General features: G+C 73.9%; 16 protein-coding genes. 13 read left to right on the top strand and 3 right to left on the bottom strand.

The genetic code is table 11. From position 1 onward, the window contains the following. The coding region (locus ACFWA9_RS13030) for a carbohydrate-binding domain-containing protein (RefSeq protein WP_380386367.1) at positions 1–243 on the top strand (243 nt) is incomplete at its 5' end. Positions 244–342: 99 nt separating this feature from the next. On the opposite strand, the gene ACFWA9_RS13025 is transcribed toward ACFWA9_RS13030, so the two are convergent. The 3 genes from ACFWA9_RS13025 to ACFWA9_RS13015 all read right to left on the bottom strand — a co-directional run bounded on the left by ACFWA9_RS13025 (position 343) and on the right by ACFWA9_RS13015 (position 3,134). Next, positions 343–741, bottom strand: coding sequence for a DUF2267 domain-containing protein (locus ACFWA9_RS13025; RefSeq protein ID WP_352292692.1), 399 nt, complete (start codon positions 739–741; stop codon positions 343–345). 164 nt (positions 742–905) lie between these two features. After that, a complete protein-coding gene (locus ACFWA9_RS13020; protein ID WP_352292694.1) occupies positions 906–1,340 on the bottom strand; it encodes an Hsp20/alpha crystallin family protein in 435 nt (144 codons plus the stop codon). 132 nt (positions 1,341–1,472) lie between these two features. After that, positions 1,473–3,134 (bottom strand): glycoside hydrolase family 13 protein, encoded by a 1,662-nt coding sequence (locus ACFWA9_RS13015; protein ID WP_380386363.1) that lies wholly within the window; start codon positions 3,132–3,134, stop codon positions 1,473–1,475. Positions 3,135–3,310: 176 nt separating this feature from the next. On the opposite strand from ACFWA9_RS13015, the gene ACFWA9_RS13010 reads away from it, so the two are divergent. The 12 genes from ACFWA9_RS13010 to ACFWA9_RS12955 all read left to right on the top strand — a co-directional run bounded on the left by ACFWA9_RS13010 (position 3,311) and on the right by ACFWA9_RS12955 (position 16,124). Then, positions 3,311–4,531: a sedoheptulose 7-phosphate cyclase gene (locus tag ACFWA9_RS13010; protein WP_380386360.1), complete on the top strand. Its 1,221-nt coding sequence runs from the start codon at positions 3,311–3,313 to the stop codon at positions 4,529–4,531. Positions 4,532–4,643: 112 nt separating this feature from the next. Continuing rightward, complete coding sequence (locus tag ACFWA9_RS13005) at positions 4,644–5,051, top strand: cupin domain-containing protein (RefSeq protein ID WP_329485294.1); 408 nt, start codon at positions 4,644–4,646, stop codon at positions 5,049–5,051. Beyond that, positions 5,048–6,349, top strand: a complete 1,302-nt coding sequence (locus tag ACFWA9_RS13000) for an aspartate aminotransferase family protein (RefSeq protein WP_380386357.1) — start codon at positions 5,048–5,050, stop codon at positions 6,347–6,349. The genes ACFWA9_RS13005 and ACFWA9_RS13000 overlap by 4 nt, the downstream gene beginning before the upstream one ends. Beyond that, positions 6,346–7,362: an ATP-binding cassette domain-containing protein gene (locus tag ACFWA9_RS12995; protein ID WP_380386354.1), complete on the top strand. Its 1,017-nt coding sequence runs from the start codon at positions 6,346–6,348 to the stop codon at positions 7,360–7,362. The genes ACFWA9_RS13000 and ACFWA9_RS12995 overlap by 4 nt, the downstream gene beginning before the upstream one ends. Continuing rightward, positions 7,359–8,204 carry an ABC transporter permease gene (locus tag ACFWA9_RS12990; RefSeq protein WP_380386351.1) on the top strand — a complete coding sequence of 282 codons (846 nt, stop codon included), beginning with the start codon at positions 7,359–7,361 and terminating at the stop codon, positions 8,202–8,204. The genes ACFWA9_RS12995 and ACFWA9_RS12990 overlap by 4 nt, the downstream gene beginning before the upstream one ends. Then, a complete protein-coding gene (locus ACFWA9_RS12985; protein WP_380386348.1) occupies positions 8,201–9,007 on the top strand; it encodes an ABC transporter permease in 807 nt (268 codons plus the stop codon). Before ACFWA9_RS12990 ends, ACFWA9_RS12985 begins: the two co-directional genes overlap by 4 nt. A gap of 2 nt (positions 9,008–9,009) precedes the next feature. Then, positions 9,010–10,476: a hypothetical protein gene (locus ACFWA9_RS12980; RefSeq protein WP_380386345.1), complete on the top strand. Its 1,467-nt coding sequence runs from the start codon at positions 9,010–9,012 to the stop codon at positions 10,474–10,476. Positions 10,477–10,481: 5 nt separating this feature from the next. After that, positions 10,482–12,587, top strand: a complete 2,106-nt coding sequence (locus ACFWA9_RS12975; protein WP_329485288.1) for a glycosyltransferase — start codon at positions 10,482–10,484, stop codon at positions 12,585–12,587. Continuing rightward, positions 12,580–13,680: a sugar phosphate nucleotidyltransferase gene (locus ACFWA9_RS12970; protein ID WP_352292710.1), complete on the top strand. Its 1,101-nt coding sequence runs from the start codon at positions 12,580–12,582 to the stop codon at positions 13,678–13,680. Before ACFWA9_RS12975 ends, ACFWA9_RS12970 begins: the two co-directional genes overlap by 8 nt. After that, positions 13,673–14,701, top strand: coding sequence for an ROK family protein (locus ACFWA9_RS12965; protein WP_380386340.1), 1,029 nt, complete (start codon positions 13,673–13,675; stop codon positions 14,699–14,701). The genes ACFWA9_RS12970 and ACFWA9_RS12965 overlap by 8 nt, the downstream gene beginning before the upstream one ends. Continuing rightward, a complete protein-coding gene (locus tag ACFWA9_RS12960; RefSeq protein ID WP_380386337.1) occupies positions 14,698–15,585 on the top strand; it encodes a sugar nucleotide-binding protein in 888 nt (295 codons plus the stop codon). Before ACFWA9_RS12965 ends, ACFWA9_RS12960 begins: the two co-directional genes overlap by 4 nt. Further along, positions 15,582–16,124, top strand: a complete 543-nt coding sequence (locus ACFWA9_RS12955) for an NUDIX domain-containing protein (RefSeq protein WP_380386334.1) — start codon at positions 15,582–15,584, stop codon at positions 16,122–16,124. The genes ACFWA9_RS12960 and ACFWA9_RS12955 overlap by 4 nt, the downstream gene beginning before the upstream one ends.

Raw genomic sequence — 16,124 nt, 5'->3', positions numbered from 1 at the left:
TACCCGTACTGCGTGAGCGCTTCCTCCGACCCCGACGGTGACGGGTGGGGCTGGGAGAACAGTGCCTCCTGCGTGGTCCGCGGCGGCCGGGCCGACACCGGCAGTACCCCGCCCCCGCTGCCGACCAGGGCGCCGAGCGGCTACCCGTACTGCGTGAGCGCTTCCTCCGACCCCGACGGTGACGGGTGGGGCTGGGAGAACAGTGCCTCCTGCGTGGTCCGCGGCGGCCGGGCCGACCTCTGACCGGCCGCCGTTGGTCCGCGCACGGCGACTCCGGGCGGCAGGTCGAGCTTCCGGAACGGGCGCCCGGTCGGGCGGGGACGCCTGGGCGCGCGGGGCCGCTCAGGCGGCGATCGTCAGGTCCGCGCGGCCGAACAGCAGTGCGTAGCCGCGGGGCAGGTGGGTGAGGAGGCGGTCGGTGAGCCGGTCGTCGGCGAGGTCGCCGAGGGCGGCCAGGACGGAGGACGTGTCCCAGCGGGCGGCGGTGAGGCTGGTGCCCAGGTTGCGGGCGACGGCTTCGACGAAGGCGGGGGCGGTGACCGGTTCGGGAAGGGGGATCTGGGCGGCGAAGAGGGCGCGGGCCCGCTCGGGAAGCGCCGCGGCGAGGTCGCAGCGTTCCTCGCCGGTGAGCTGGGAGCCGAGGACGGTGAGGACCGCGGTGAGGACGCGCTCGGCTTCCTCGTCGGTGGGGTAGCGGCCCAGGGCGCGGACCTGCTGGATCAGGTGGCGGTGCCGGGTCATGACGGTGGCCTTCCGGGGGAGAGGGGCCCGCGCGGTGCGGGACGTGTCATCAGGGGCGGTGCCGTGGTGCGGGGCGGCCGAGGAGGAGGTCGTAGCGAGGTCGTCCGGGCCGCCCCGCGGGGGAGAGGGGGCGGGGCGGCCCGGAACGGCTCCGGGGGTGCGGGTCAGGCCTGGATCTGCTTCGGGGCGCCGCTGTGGCCGATGGCGATCTTGCGGGGCTTGGCCTTCTCGGCGACCGGGATCCTGAGGGTCAGCACGCCCGCGTCGTAGTCGGCGCTGATCCCGGCCGGGTCGAGGGTGTCCGAGAGCATCACCTGGCGGGAGAAGATCCCGAGCGGGCGCTCGGACAGCTCCCACTTCACGTCGTCGCCCTCGGGGCGGGGACGGCGCTCGGCCTTGACGGTGAGCATGTTCCGCTCGACGTCGATGTCGATCGCGTCCGGGCTCACACCCGGCAGGTCGAAGCACATCACGTACTCGTCGCCGGTGCGGTAGGCGTCCAGCGGCATCGGGGTCGGACGCGACCAGGTGCCGGTCGTGTTCAGGAACTGCTGGGTCAGACGGTCCAGTTCGCGGAACGGGTCGGTGCGCATCAGCATCGCGAAACACCTCCAGAAGGATCAGGGGGCCAGTGCGCTTCACCTGACACCTTTGTAGCGCGTCATCGATCCGATGACAAGCTCTGGCGTCGCCGATAGAGTGACGGCGGTGGGAAGCCCCGGGGCCGCTCGTCAGCCGGCCAGCCACCAGCCGGTGCTGTCGGCTGCCAGCAGCACCTCGCCGGGGTGCTCGGTGACCGGTGGTTCGGCCGAGCAGAGCAGGAGGGCACCGAGTCCGCCGTCGGTGACGCGGACCGGTGCGCCGGTGGTGTTGACGGCGCAGACCACGGCGCCCTGGTCGCTGTCGCGCCGGAACGCGAGCACCCCGGGTGCCAGGTCCAGCCATTCGACGGACCGGCCGGCGCCGAGCGCGGGGTGGGTCCGGCGCAGGCGCAGCGCGCTGCGGTACAGCTCCAGGACGGATCGCGGATCGCCGGTCTGCGCCTCGACGCTGAGGTCGGCCCACTCGGGGGGCTGCGGCAGCCAGGAGGGGCCGCCGGGCACGGGGCCGAAGCCGTACGGGGCCCGGGTGCCGGACCAGGGGAGCGGGACCCGGCAGCCGTCGCGCATGCCGTGGCCGCCGTCGGCGCGGTGGAACGCCGGGTCCCGGCGGACCTCGTCGGGGATGTCGGTGACCTCGGGGAGTCCCAGTTCCTCACCCTGGTAGAGGTACGCGGAGCCGGGGAGCGCGAGCATCAGCAGCGCGGCGGCCCGGGCCCGGCGCAGGCCGCGGGCCGGGTCGCCCTCCGCGTACCGGGTGGTGTGCCGGATGACGTCGTGGTTCGAGAGCGTCCAGGTGGTGGGGGCGTCGACGGTGCCCATGGCGGCCAAGGACATCGTGATCAGTTCGCGCAGCCGGACGTCGTCCCAGGGCGCGTTCATGAACTTGAAGTTGAAGGCCTGGTGGAGCTCGCCGGGGCGGACGTAGCGGGCGGTGCGGTCCAGGGTCCGGGACCAGGCCTCCGCCACCGCGATCCGCTGGCCCGGGTACTCCTCCAGCAGGCCGCGCCAGGACCGGTAGATCTCGTGGACGCCGTCCTGGTCGAAGTACGGCACCGACGTTTCGCCGAGGAGCCCGAGCTGTTCGTAGCGTCCGAGGTCGGGCAGGCCCGGGGCCTTGACCAGGCCGTGCGCGACGTCGACCCGGAATCCGTCCACGCCGAGGTCCAGCCAGAACCGCAGGATGGACCGGAACTCGTCCTGGACGGCGGTGGAGTCCCAGTTGAGGTCGGGCTGTTGGGCGGCGAAGAGGTGCAGGTACCACTCGCCCGGGGTGCTGTCGGGTTCGGTGGTCCTCGTCCAGGCGGGGCCGCCGAACAGGGAGATCCAGTCGTTCGGCGGCTCCTCGCCGCCGTGGCCGCGGCCGGGGCGGAAGTGGAACCGGGACCGCAGCGGGGAGCCGGCGCCCTCGCGCAGTGCCTGCAGGAACCACGGGTGCTGGTCCGAGCAGTGGTTGGGGACCACGTCGACGATCACCCGCAGGCCGAGGGCGTGCGCGTCGGTGATCAGCGCGTCGGCGTCGCCGACCGTGCCGTACACCGGGTCGACGGCTCGGTAGTCCGCCACGTCGTAGCCGCCGTCGGCCTGCGGTGAGGTGTAGAACGGCGAGATCCAGAGCGCGTCGGCACCCAGCTCCCGCAGGTGGCCCAGACGGTCGCGGATTCCGTTCAGGTCCCCGCAGCCGTCGCCGTCGCTGTCGGCGAAGCTGCGCGGATAGACCTGGTAGATGACGGCGTCCTCCCACCAGTCCGAACGTGTGCGTGCGGGGGCCGGCGCCGTCATGGGTGCGGTCATCTGAGGACTCCTCGGGTGGCGGAGCCTCGATGCTCGCACCGGCCCCAAGCCGCTGCAAGAGATTGCTGCAAGTTTCTGAAGATCCTTGCCATATCTGGCTATCAACTGTTTAACTCTGGCCCGTTACCGCAGTTGACGGCACGTCCGGTCAGGGACCGGCCGATCCGAGGAGCGTTGTGGCGGAGCAGACAGCATGGGCCGGGCACGGGGTGCGGGCCGACGACGGGGGCTTCGCGCTCCGCGCACCGGAGGGGACTTCGTACCGCGTCGACCTCACCGACGGCGTGTTCGCACCGGGGAACCCGCTGCTGGCCGAGTACTGCGAAGGGCGCCGGGTGATCGCCTTCCTCGGCCCGTCCGTGGACCGGCTCTACGGCGAACAGCTACGCCGCTACCTGGCCGAGCGTCTGGCGCCGGGCAGTTGGAGCGTGGTGGTGATCGGCGGCGGCGAGGCACAGAAGACCATGGACTCCGTCGAGCGGATCTGCGCGGAGGCCAAGGCCGCCGGGCTGGACCGGCGCGGCGTGATGATCGCTGTCGGCGGCGGCGTCACCTGCGACACGGTGGGGTTCGCGGCGGCCGTCTACTGCCGGGGCGTGCGCTACATCAAGGTCAACACCACCCTGGTGGGCCAGGTCGACGTCGGCGTCGGCGTCAAGACCGGGGTCAACGCCCTCGGCACCAAGAACATGCTCGGGTCGTACCACCCGGCGCACGCGTCGATCAACGATCCGGCCTTCCTCCGGACCCTGCCCGCGCGCCAGATCCGTTGCGGGCTGGGGGAGATCGCCAAGATGGCGGTCATCAAGGACGCGCGGCTGTTCCGCGCCCTGGAGGAGTGCCCGGAGGTCTTCCGGCAGCCCTGCCCGCCCCCCTCGTGGCTGGCCGCCGACGGTGGGCGCGGCGTCGAGGACTACGTACTGCGCACCTCCATGGCGCTGATGATGGAGGAGCTCTGCCCGAACCTCCGCGAGAACGACCTGGCGCGGCTGGTCGACTTCGGGCACACCTTCGGGCCGGTGATCGAGACGGCCAGTGACTACCGGATCGCCCACGGCGAGTCGGTGGCCGTCGACATGGCGATCTCCAGCGAACTCGCCCGCGTGCTCGGCGTGATCGGCGCCGAGGACTGCGAGCGGATCGTCCGCCTGATCTCCCGCCTCGGCCTTCCGGTGCACGACCCGCAGACCTGCACGCCCGAGCTGATGCAGCGGGCCCTGAGAGCGTCCTGGGAGCGGCGCGGGCGCCGGCTGCACCTGGTGGTGCCCGACGGCATCGGCTCCGCGGTCTTCGTCGACGACCTGGAGGACATCCCGGCCGCCGCGCTGGAGGAGGCGCTGGACGCCCTGGCCGTCCGGTCGGGAACCCTCCCCGGTCCGCTCGCCGTCGCGCACTGAACCCGGCCCGCCGACGGACGCCCCGTCCGCCCCGTCCGTCCCGTCCGCTCTGTCCGCCCTGTCCGCCCTGTCCGCCCCGTCCGTCCCGTCCCCGACAGGAGCCCGCACCGAGATGAGTCCCGCCGAACCGCCGCCGGCCCGTGGTGTGACCCGCAGCCGGGTGTCCAACCTGCACGAGGGCCTGCTCCGAGGGGTGAACGCCGACCACGGGGGTGCCGGCACGATCCTCGCCCACCGGGCCTACCACGGCGAGAGCGCCCCGGCCCCCGTCGCCTTCATCGACCTGGTGGTGCTGCCGCCCCGCACCTCGATCGGCCTGCACCGCCACGCCGACGACGAGGAGACCTACGTGATCCTGTCCGGCCGGGGCCTGATGACCCTGGACGGCGAGGAGTTCGAGGTCCGGGCCGGGGACGTCGTCCCCAACCGCGCGTACGGCGAGCACGGCCTCGCCAACGCCTCGGACGAGGACCTCCAGCTGCTCGTCTTCGAGGTCGGCCCGATGGGCGGCGCCCGGTGACCGGCCCGCGCCAGAGCGAGCTGCTGGCCCGGGAGGCCGTCCGCCTCGCGCCGGGAGCCTCGGAGGAGTCCGCCCTCGGGCGCCGGGTGTTCGTCGAGGGCAGCGGCGCCGTCCTCACCGACCTCGACGGCGACCAGTACATCGACCTCGCCGCCGGAACCCTCACCCAGTCGCTCGGCCACTGCCACCCCGAGGTGGTCGCGGCGCTCACCGAGCAGGCCGGCCGGCTGTGGAACGTCCACGACTTCGCCACCGCCGACCGGGCCGAGCTGTGCGAGCTGCTCGCCCGCCTGCTGCCCGAACAGCTCGACACCTACGGCTTCTTCTCGACCGGGGCCGAGGTCGTCGAGGCCGCGCTGCGCGCCGTGCAGGCCGTCGCCGACCCCGGCCGCAACCGGATCGGCGCGCTGCGCCACGGCTTCCACGGCAAGACCCAGGGCGCCCGGATGCTGGTGCACTGGGACATCGGCAACCAGGCCCACGCCGGCAACAGCATCCTCGGCTACTCGCCGTACTGCTACCGCTGCCCGCTCGAACTGGAGTACCCCTCCTGCGGGGTGCGGTGCGCCTCGCTGGTCCGGCGGCACATCACCGAGAAGTCCAACGTGTCGGCGCTGGTCTTCGAGCCGGTGCTCGGCGCGGCCGGAGTCATCGTGCCGCCACCCGGCTACTGGGAGCAGATCGCCGACAGCGCCCGGCAGAACGGGGTCATGCTGGTCGCCGACGAGGTCCTCACCGGCGGCGGTCGCACCGGCAGCTTCCTGGCGAGCGAGCGCTTCGGCGTCCAGCCCGACCTGGTCGCCCTCTCCAAGGGCATGGCCTCGGGCTTCCCGTTCGCCGTCCTGGCCGGACGCGCGGAGGTGCTGCGCCACCCGCGGGCGGCCGGGGCCGGCTCCACCGCCTCCACCTACGCCAACAACCCGCTGGGCATCGCCGCCGCGAAGGCCACGCTGCAGGTGGTGGCCCGCGACACCCTGATCGAGAACGTCCGTACCCTCGGCGCGCTGCTCGACGACCGGCTGGCCGAACTCAAGTCCCGGTTCGAGGTCCTGGGCGACGTCCGGGGGCTCGGACTGCTGCACGGGCTGGAGTTCGTCCGCAGCCGGGAGAGCCGGGAGCCCGCGCCCGAGATCGCCCGCGCCGTCTACCTCGCCGCCCTCGACCTCGGACTGCGCACCTCGCTCGGCGGCCACATCATCCGGCTCGCCCCGCCGTTCACCATCGACCGGGCGCTCCTGGAGGAGGGCATCACCCTGCTCGGGCGCGCCCTGGAGCAGGTCACGGAGGCCGGCCGGTGATCGTCGCGGAGAACCTGGTCAAGGAGTTCAAGGTCTACGAGCGCAGGCCCGGCCTGCTCGGCAGCCTCGGCACGCTGTTCAGCCGGGAGCACCGCCTGGTGCGCGCCGTCTCCGGGGTCTCCTTCGAGATCCCGGCCGGCGCCAGGGCCGCCTACATCGGCGCCAACGGCGCGGGCAAGTCCACCACCGTCAAGATGCTGACCGGGATCATGAACCCGACCTCCGGCCGCTGCCTGGTGGCCGGCCTGGAGCCGTACCGGGAGCGCCGCCGCAACGCCGCCAACATCGGCGTGGTGTTCGGCCAGCGGAGCCAGCTCTGGTGGGACCTCCCGGTCCCGGACTCCTTCCGGATCCTGCGCCGCATCCACGAGATCCCCGCCCCGGTCTACCGGCGCAACATGGCGCTCTACCGCGAGCTGCTCGACCTCGACGCCCTCGGCAGCACTCCCGTGCGGCAGCTGAGCCTCGGCCAGCGGATGCGCGCCGAGGTGGCCGCGAGCCTGCTGCACGATCCGGCCGTCGTGTTCCTCGACGAGCCGACCGTCGGTCTGGACCTGGTCCTGAAGGGGGCCGTGCGCGAACTGGTCAACCGGGTCAACGCCGAACTCGGCACGACCGTCATGCTCACCAGCCACGACATCGGCGACATCACCTCGATCTGCGACCAGGTCCTGGTCGTCAACCGGGGCGAGGTGGTGCACCAGGGCACCGTGCACGAGCTGCTGCGCGCCGCCGACACCCGGGCGGTCGTCTTCGAGCACCAGGGCTGGCCCGCGCCGGCCCAGGCGATCGCGATGATCGAGGACAGGCTGCCGGGCGTGACCGCCCGGCCGGTCGAGGGCGGACGGATCCGGGTCGAGTACCCGACCCGGCACTCGTCCGCCCGGGAGGTGATGGGCTTCCTGCTGGAGCACTTCGACGTCACCGACTGCGTCGCCCCCGAGCCCGACCTCGAAACGGTGCTCCGCCGGATCTACACCGGCCGGGCCGAGCCCCGGGAGGCGCTGCTGTGACGGCCGCCGCCACCTGGCACCGCCGCTCCCCGCTCGCCGTCACCTGGCGCCGCTACACCCCGTTCGCCGCCGCCGGCCTGCAGGGCCTGCTGCAGTACCGCTCGACCTTCGTGATCAACGCGGTCACCGCGACCACGGCCGTCGGCCTCCAGGTCTTCCTCTGGCGCGCGGTGTACGCGGGCCGCACCGGCGGCCTGCCCGGCGGGTACGACCTGCCCGAGCTGACCACGTACGTGCTGCTCGCCCAGATGCTGGCGCTGCTCCAGGCCAGCCGGGTGGACGAGGAGGTGGCCGGGGAGGTCCAGCGCGGCGACATCGCGGTCTCGCTGCTGCGCCCGGTCAGCTACCCGCTGGCGCGGTTCGCCGCCGGTCTGCCGGTCTCCCTGGTCAACGCCGGGACGGTCGCCGTCCCGGTGGTGCTGCTGTACGCGCTGCTGCTGCCGCTGTCCGCGCCGAGCTGGGCGGGCGGGCTGCTGTTCGCGCTGTCCGCCGGGCTCTCGCTGGTGATCGGGTTCGGGGTGAACCTGCTGGTCGGCCTGGCCGGCTTCGTCACCACCAACATCTGGGGCGTGCGGATCGTCAAGGACAGCGTGGTGGCGTTCTTCGCCGGCCAGGTCGTGCCGCTCGCCCTGATGCCGGGGCCGCTGGCCGCCGTCGCGCACCTGCTGCCGTTCCAGGCCCTGGTCGACGGACCGCTGCGGCTGCTGCTCGGCCACTACGGGGGGCCCGCCGAGGCCGCCGGGATCCTGGCCGGTCAGGCCGGCTGGGCCGTCGGCCTGACCGCCCTGGCCGCCCTCGCCTGGCGCGGGGCCGTTCGCAGGGTGGAGGTGCTGGGCGGATGAGCGCGTTCACCACCGCGGCCCGCTACACCCGGCTGACCTGGTACCTGAGCGCCGTCAGCCTGCACCGGCTGACCGAGTACCGGATGGACTTCGCCCTCGGGGCGGGCGGCCTGCTGCTCCGGGTGGGCGGCCAGCTCGCCGTGGTCGGGATGGTGTTCCGGCAGGTCCCGTTGATCGCGGGATGGAACTTCCACCAGGTGCTGTTCCTGCTGGGGTTCTCGCTCCTCCCGCGCGGCCTGGACCGGCTGTTCACCGACCAACTGTGGATCCTGGCACGGCGCCTGGTGCAGTCCGGCGAGTTCTACCGGTACCTGATCCGGCCGGTCCACCCGCTGTACGCGCTGCTGTCCGAACGCTTCCTCTACCCGGACGGCTTCGGCGAGCTGGTCACCGGCGTGGCCATCACCTGGTACGCCGCCGACCAGCTGGACCTCGGCCCGAGCGCCGGCCGGCTGCTGCTCGTCCCGCTGCTGGTGCTGTGCGGCGCCCTGATCCTCGCCTCGATCAAGACGGCGTTCGCCGCGCTGTCCTTCTGGACCACCAACAGCTTCCCGGCCCTGTACGCCGCCAACCAGCTGGGCGACTTCGCCGGCTACCCCCTCGACCTGTACCACCCCTCCCTGCGGTGGCTGCTCACCTGCCTGCTGCCCTACGCCTTCACCGCCTACGCCCCCGCGTCCTACCTGCTCTTCGGAGCGACGGACCTGCTGCGCTGGCTGCCGGTGGTGACCGCCGCCCTGGCGGCACTCGCCCTGCTGGTGTGGCACCGGGGCGTCGACCGCTACGAGATGACCGGGAGCTGAACATGGACACCCTGCTGCTCGGCAGCCTTCCGCCGGCCACGGTCGACCTCCTGCGCCGGGCCTCCTGGATCGACGAGACCGGCCGCCGCGCCGGGCGGTTCGAACTCCTGGACCAGGCCACGCTGGAGACCGTCCGCCTGCTGATCGTCGCCCCCGCCGGCGAGCGCACCGGCCGCTGGTTCGTGCCCGTCATGGACGACGACCCCGGCCGCGGCGCCGACCGCACCCCCGAGTACGACGAACTGGTCGTCCGGGCCCTGCGGGACGGCCTGCGGCTGCCCACCGCCCGGGGCAACCTGATCGAGTTCCGCGGCGACCCCGCCGAGTACCGCGGCCGGCTGCCGTTCGACCCGGGCTGGTCCTCCAACGCGCTCTCGCTGCTCGATCTCGGCGGCGCCGCGCACGCCCACAAGACGTACCGGCGGATCGGCGTCGGCACCCGCGAGCCCGAGCTGCTCCGCCTGATGGCGCCGGGCGGCCGGACCCAGCAGCCGGCCGGCGACTACGCCTACGTGGAGACCGCCACCGGCCGCCGGGAGCCGCTCGGCGTGCTCTACCGCTACGTCGACGGCGACGGCCTGAACGTTCCGCTGAGCGCCGCGATCCGCGCCATGTGGCCCCTCCTGCACGCCGGCGCCGACCCGGAGGACGCCGTCGCCGACTCCCAGCGCGCCCTGGCCGGGCCGCTGCGCGCGACCGGCCGGTTCCTGCACGAGTTCCACCGGGACCTGGCCGAACGGCTCGGCCCGCACCCGGAGTTCCCGGCGAGCGACTTCCTCGCCGAGACCGCCGGGCGGACCGCCGCGCTGCGCCCGCTGATCCTCGACGACGACCGCTTCCCCGTCGCCGTCCGGCAGGCCGCCGCCGCCGGTCTCGACCGCGAGCTGGCGCGGATCGCCGCCCTGCCACCGCGGCCCTGGCCGGCCGGCCCCTGCCACGGCGACCTGCACCTGTCCCACCTGCTGCGCCGCGAGCGCGCGGACGGCAGCTGGGAGCTGTGCGTGATCGACCTCTCCACCCCGGAGACAGACCCGGCCGACCCGTCCACCGCGCAGTCGCCCTGGCAGGACCTCGCCGCCCTGCAACGCGGCCTGGAGATCTTCACCGCCGACGAGCTGGCCGACCACGCGGCCCGGACGCTCCGGACGGACCCCGAGGACACCTGCCGGACGGCGCTGCTGCTCGCCGCCGGCGCGGCGCCGGACACCCCCGGCTGGACCCCCCGGCACGTCGCCGAGCTGGCCCGGCTCGCGTCCGCCGCCCGGCTCTGGGCGGCCCGCACCGGCGACCTGCTGATCACCGACGGCCGGCCGCTGGCCGGCCACCCCGCCTGGCGGCTGCTGCGGCTGCGCCGCCTCGTCCACGAACTCGACTACGCGTACGCCCACGACCGCGCCTACCACGCGGCGATCAACCTGCGGCACGCCGTGGAGGCCGCCCGCCTCCCCGCCTCCGCGGCGAAGGACTGACACCCGTGCACATCATCGAGACCTACTTCGAGTGCGGCGGCTTCGACCACCGCCTCATCCAGGGCGGCACCTCCGTCTACCTCTGGAACCTCTCCAAGGCGCTGGCCGACCGCGGCCACCGCGTCTCCATCGTCACCCCGGCCCACGGCCGGCTGGACGACCTGCGGCGCCTCCACGACCTGGAGACCCTGGACTACCGGGACGAGTACGAGCTGCCCCTCGTCCTCGACCCGCAGACCTGGGGCGAGCGCTTCCCCGCCGAGGTGCGGATCCCGCTGACCACCACCGCGCACCTGCTGCGCCTGGACGGCGTCGACCTCTACTTCCTCTCCAACCGGCTGCTCGACGAACTGCCCGACCGGTTCTACCCGCCCTACCAGAGCAAGGGCCACGACCTGGTCTTCTTCAAACCGCTCGCCTACCAGGTGGACAGCATCCGCTTCGTGCGCGAGCGGTTCGCCGAGGAGAAGGCCGTCCTGCACGCCCACGAGCCGTACTACCACTACCTGATGCCCGCGGCGTTCCGCCACGACCCGGACAAGCTGGTGGTGGGCACCGTGCAGAGCAACATGCCGATCACCAAGAAGGTCTACCGCCCGAAGGTGGAACGGCTGCTGGAGTTCCTCGGCGCCGGGGTCGAGCTGCCCGCCGAGGACGCCGGACACCCGCTCACCGAGCACGAGCAGGTGATGAGCGGCTACCAGCAGCTCACGCACCTGCACTACGAGTACGGCCCGGGGCACGTCCGGGTGTACGACCTGGTGGCCGACCACGCCGACCTGGTCGACTTCCTCTCACCCGGCCACCTGGAGTTCTACACCGACTTCGCCGACACCCCCTTCGAACAGCTCTTCACCCGGCTGCCGATCCACGACACGGTGCGCCGCAACGCCCACAAGAGCTTCGTCGGCGGCTGCGCCGTCGGCGACACCTGGACCACCGGCGAGCCGCCCGCCGTCGACCGGGCCGCCGTGCTGGGCGGGCTCGGGCTCGACCCCGCCCGGCCGACCTTCTTCCACAACGCGCGCTACGCGGTGAACCACAAGGGGCAGGTCGAACTGTTCCGCGCCGTCGACCGGGTCCTGAACGAGGGCCTGGACGCCAACTTCGTGCTGCGCTGCATCAGCGACTCCGGGATCGACGACCCCTACGTCCACGACGTGGTGCGACGCCACGAGGGCCGCGTGCACCTGGAGTGGCAGCGCGTCGACGAGCGGCGGATCGTCGAGTACGCGGCGTCCTCGGACTTCTGCCTCTTCCCGTCCAAGTTCGAGATGGACACCTTCCTGATCGCCCAGGGCGAGGCGATGGCCGCGGGCGCGGTGCCGATCGCCACCGCCCAGCGCGGCATGGCGCACTTCGGACACGTCGCCGACCCGCTGGCCGGCCCCGAGGCCGAGCGGGCCACCGGCTTCGCCGTCAACCGCTCGTTCGCCGAGGACGACCCCCTGCTCGCCGACGCCCTCGCCCGGCGCATCCACCAGGCCGCGGCACTGCTGCGCGAGCGGCCGGAGGAGTACCGCCGGCTGCGCGCCAACGCGGTCGCCAACGCCCGGCGGTTCACCTGGAGTCACGCCGCCGACCTGCACGTGGCGGCCTTCACCCCGCTCTGGGAGGGACGCTCGCCGGAGCTGGGCCTGGACCGCGTGCTCCGGCACGGCTGGTTCGACCTGCTGCCGGACGAGGCGTACGAGAGCGACCGGGCCGCGGTGGCCGAGGCCGCCGCCCGGCTCGGCGACGCCGAGGCCCACCGGCGCTGCCAGCAACCGGACCCGGCGACCGACCGCGCCCTGTTCGAAGCGGCCTGGGCCCGCGCCGACTTCGTCCGCTGCGAGCCGACCGCGGACCGCGACCCGGCGCTGCGCGCCAGGCTGGACGGGCGCTGCACCGTCGAGGACGGCTCGATCGTCTACCGGCTGCCGCACGCCGAGCGGGTCGAACTGGTCCGGCTCGCCCCGCCGGGACCGGGCCGCCGGCAGGTGATCGTGCACCAGCTCGACCGCAGCGGCGACGTGTTCACCTGCCCGCTGCCGGCCCCCGGCGAGGACCTGCACTTCCTGCTCACCCTCACCACCGGCCGCGCGACCTGGGACGTGATCCGACATGGCTGACTCCGTGCGCACCGTCCTGCTGGCCGGCGGCGAGGGCCGCCGGATGGGCCGGCTCGGCCACGGCCGGCTCAAGCCGCTGGTGCCCTTCGGCGGCGCCTGCCGCCTGATCGACTTCTCGCTCGCCAACGCCGCCGCCTCCGGTCTGGGCGAGGTGCTGCTGCTCTCCCAGTACGAGGAGAAGCAGCTGATGGACGACCTGCACCGGACGTGGTGGCGCCCCGGCTTCCGGGTGCACTTCGGCCCCTACGACCGGGCGTACCGCGAGGGCGGGGCGAGCGCGCTCGTCCGCCCCGACGGGCCGCCGGAGCGGGGCACCGCGGACGCGCTGATCCGCAAGGCCCGCTACGTCTTCGGCCCCGGCACCAGCGAGGTGCTGGTGCTGCACGCGGACCACGTCTACCGCTTCGACTACCGCCCGCTGATCGAGCGGCACCGCCGCACCGGTGCCGCGCTCACCGTGGCCTACCAGCGGATCGAACGCCGCTTCGTCCACCTCTTCGGGATGGTCGAGTTCGACGCCGCCGGGCGGCTGACCGGCTTCGTGGAGAAGCCCGCCGAGCCGACCAGCGACCTGGTGTTCGCCGCCTTCTGCGTCTTCGACGCGACGGTGCTGCACCGCTACCTGGAACACCTCGACGGCACCGACTGGCAGCACGACATCAGCCGCGACGTCATCCCCGCCATGCTCGCCGGGGGCGAGCGGATCCTCGGTTACGAAGTCCCCGGGCACTGGGAGGACATCGGCACCGTCGAGCGCTACCACCGGGCCCACCTGGCCATGGTGGGGGACGGCCCGACCCTGCCCCTCGACCGGCTGCCGCTCACGGTCCGGCCCGCGACGGCGCGCGGCCTGGTCGTCCGGGCCCCGGGCGTCGAGCGCAGCGTGGTGCCCGCCGACCTGGCCAACCACGGCCGGATCGAGCACAGCGTCGCCTTCCCGGGCGTGCGGATCGGCGCCGGGGCGGTGGTGCGCCGCAGCGTCCTGCTGCCCGGCGCGAGCGTGCCCGCGGGAGCCGAGATCGACTCGGCGGTCGTCCTGGAGGACGGCTACGTGCAGCCCATGGAGTACGCCCGGGGAGGGGCCCGTGTCTGAGTCCGCCTTCACCGTCGCCGACCTCGGCGGAACCACCCTGCGGATCGCCCGCTACGACACCGCCACCGACGCGCTCACCGACATCCGCCGCACCCCCACCGAGGGCATGGACCGTCACCCCGGCGCGCCGGTGCCCGAACTGCAGGACCGGATCGTCGCGCAACTGTCCGAACTGGCCGGCCGGGCCGTGCGGCGCCACCGCAGCAGCGCCCTGGCGCTCGCCTTCGCGGGCCCCGTCACGGCCGACGGCCGGGTGATGACCGCCCCCACCGTCTGGGGCGGCCGCGGCGAACCGCTGCCGCTGCGCCTGCTGCTGGAGGAGCGGCTCGGCCTCCCGGTCGTCGTCGTCAACGACCTGACGGCCGCCGTCTGGCGGTACGTCGCCACCGAGGGCCGGCAGCCGTTCTGCCTGATCACCGTCAGCTCCGGGATCGGCAGCAAGGTCTACCGCGCCGGGGAGGTGCTGCTCGACTCCGAGGGGCACGGCGGCGAGCTCGGCCACTGGACGAGCGACCCGTCCCCGCGGGCGCCGCGCTGCGACTGCGGCGGACGCGGCCACCTCGGCGCCATCGCCTCGGGCCGCGGCATGCAGGCCGCCGCCCGCCGCGCGGCCCTCGCCGACCCGGCCGGCTACGCCGGCTCCCGGCTCGCGCAGGACGCGCCCGACCCCGCGCGGCTCGACAACCGCGCCCTGGTCGCCGCCGTCCGCGCCGGCGACGCGTTCGCCACCGCCGTGCTGCGGGGCGGCCTCGCCCACCTCGCCTCCGCGATCACCTCGGTCTTCGCCTCGATCGGCGTACGGCGCTACGTCCTGATGGGCGGCTTCGCCCTGGCCGTCGGCCCGCGCTTCGTCGAACTGCTCACCGAGGAGCTCCGACGGCTCGGCTGCTTCGGCCTGAGCGCCGAGGAGATCGGCCGGATGGTCGTCCTCGGCGAGCCGGACGACGACCACGGGCTGATCGGCGCCGGCCGGCTGCTCACCGCCCGCGGCACCGCCCGGCAGGCGGTGGCCGCCCGGTGACCCGCACCCTGATCGTCGGCAGCGGCTTCGTCGGACGCGCCGTCGCCACCCGGCTGGCCGCCTCCGGCGACCGCCCCGTGCTGGCCTCCCGGCACCCGCTCACCGCCCCGCCCGCCCCCTGGGTGGCGCTCGACGCGGCCGACGCCCGGTCCTGCGCCCGGGTGGTGCAGCAGGTCCGCCCGGACCGGCTGGTGCTCGTGCACGGCCCCTCCGACGTGACCTGGTGCGAGGCCAACCCCGAACGCGCCGCCGACCTGCACACGGCCGCGGCGGCCAACCTCACGGCCGCCGCACCCGGCTGCCGGACGGTGCTGATCTCCACCGACAACGTCTTCGACGGCAGCTCGCCGGCCAACGACGAGAACGCGCCCACCACCCCCGCGAACGCCTACGGCCGGGCCAAGCTCCGGGCCGAGCAGATCGTCGGACGCACACCCGGCGCCACCGTGCTGCGGGTCAGCCTGGTCTACGGCTGGGAGCCGGCCGACGCCGGGAAGTGGCTCAACTTCTTCTCGGCCTGCGCCCACAGCCTGCGCCGGGGCGAGCCGGTGGAGGCCCCGGACGACCAGTGGACGACACCCGTCCTGGTCGAGGACGTCGCCGCCGTCACCGCCGCCGCGCTGGCCGGCGCGGCGCCCCCGCTGCTGCACCTGGGCGGCCCCGACCGGATCTCCCGGGCAGCCTGGGCCGAGGCCGTCGCCGACGGCCTCGGCGTGCCCCGCGCGCTGGTCCGCAAGGTGCCCAAGGCCGCCGGCCGCTACGCCAGCCGCCCCACCAACACCTGCCTGACCAGCGACCGGCTGGCCGGCTTCCTGGCCGCCCACGGCCTGCGGGTGCGCGGAGTCGCCGAGGGCACCCGAGCCCTGCTGGAGGACAACCCGTGATCCGCACCGTCCGCTCCCGCGAGGTCTACCGCAACCCGTGGATGACCGTCCGCGAGGACGACATCGAACGGGCCGACGGCAGCGCCGGCCGATACGGGGTGGTCGACAAACCCGACTACGCCCTGGTCGTCCCCCGCCAGGACGGCCGGGTGCACCTGGTGGAGCAGTACCGCTACCCGGCCGGCGGCCGGTACTGGGAGTTCCCGCAGGGCTCCTGGCCCGAGGGCCACCACGGCGCGGCCCCGCTCCACCTGGCCCGCGCCGAACTGCGCGAGGAGACCGGCCTGCGGGCCGCCCGGATGACCTACCTGGGCCGGCTGCACGTCGCCTACGGCTACTCCAGCCAGGGCTGCCACGTCTTCCTGGCGGAACAGCTGACGGCGGGGGAGCCGGAGCGGGAGGCCTCCGAGGCGGACATGGTCCAGCGCTGGGCCGATCCGGACGAATGGCGCGCCCTCGTCCGGTCCGGACGGATCACCGACGCCGCCACCCTGGCCGCGCACACCCTGCTCACGCTGCACGCCCCCGGCGAGGCCTGA

Source organism: Kitasatospora sp. NPDC059973, from assembly GCF_042737525.1.
GTDB lineage: Bacteria > Actinomycetota > Actinomycetes > Streptomycetales > Streptomycetaceae > Kitasatospora.
This window is presented reverse-complemented; position numbering and strand designations above follow the sequence as displayed.

What these genes read in the sequence shown, in the direction of transcription:
- ACFWA9_RS12980 (WP_380386345.1), top strand. Translation starts at nt 9,010, where the DNA reads ATGGACACCCTGCTGCTCGGCAGCCTTCCGCCGGCCACGGTCGACCTC.
- ACFWA9_RS13005 (WP_329485294.1), top strand. Translation starts at nt 4,644, where the DNA reads ATGAGTCCCGCCGAACCGCCGCCGGCCCGTGGTGTGACCCGCAGCCGG.
- ACFWA9_RS13020 (WP_352292694.1), bottom strand. Translation starts at nt 1,340, where the DNA reads ATGCTGATGCGCACCGACCCGTTCCGCGAACTGGACCGTCTGACCCAG.
- ACFWA9_RS12985 (WP_380386348.1), top strand. Translation starts at nt 8,201, where the DNA reads ATGAGCGCGTTCACCACCGCGGCCCGCTACACCCGGCTGACCTGGTAC.
- ACFWA9_RS13025 (WP_352292692.1), bottom strand. Translation starts at nt 741, where the DNA reads ATGACCCGGCACCGCCACCTGATCCAGCAGGTCCGCGCCCTGGGCCGC.
- ACFWA9_RS12970 (WP_352292710.1), top strand. Translation starts at nt 12,580, where the DNA reads ATGGCTGACTCCGTGCGCACCGTCCTGCTGGCCGGCGGCGAGGGCCGC.
- ACFWA9_RS13015 (WP_380386363.1), bottom strand. Translation starts at nt 3,134, where the DNA reads ATGACCGCACCCATGACGGCGCCGGCCCCCGCACGCACACGTTCGGAC.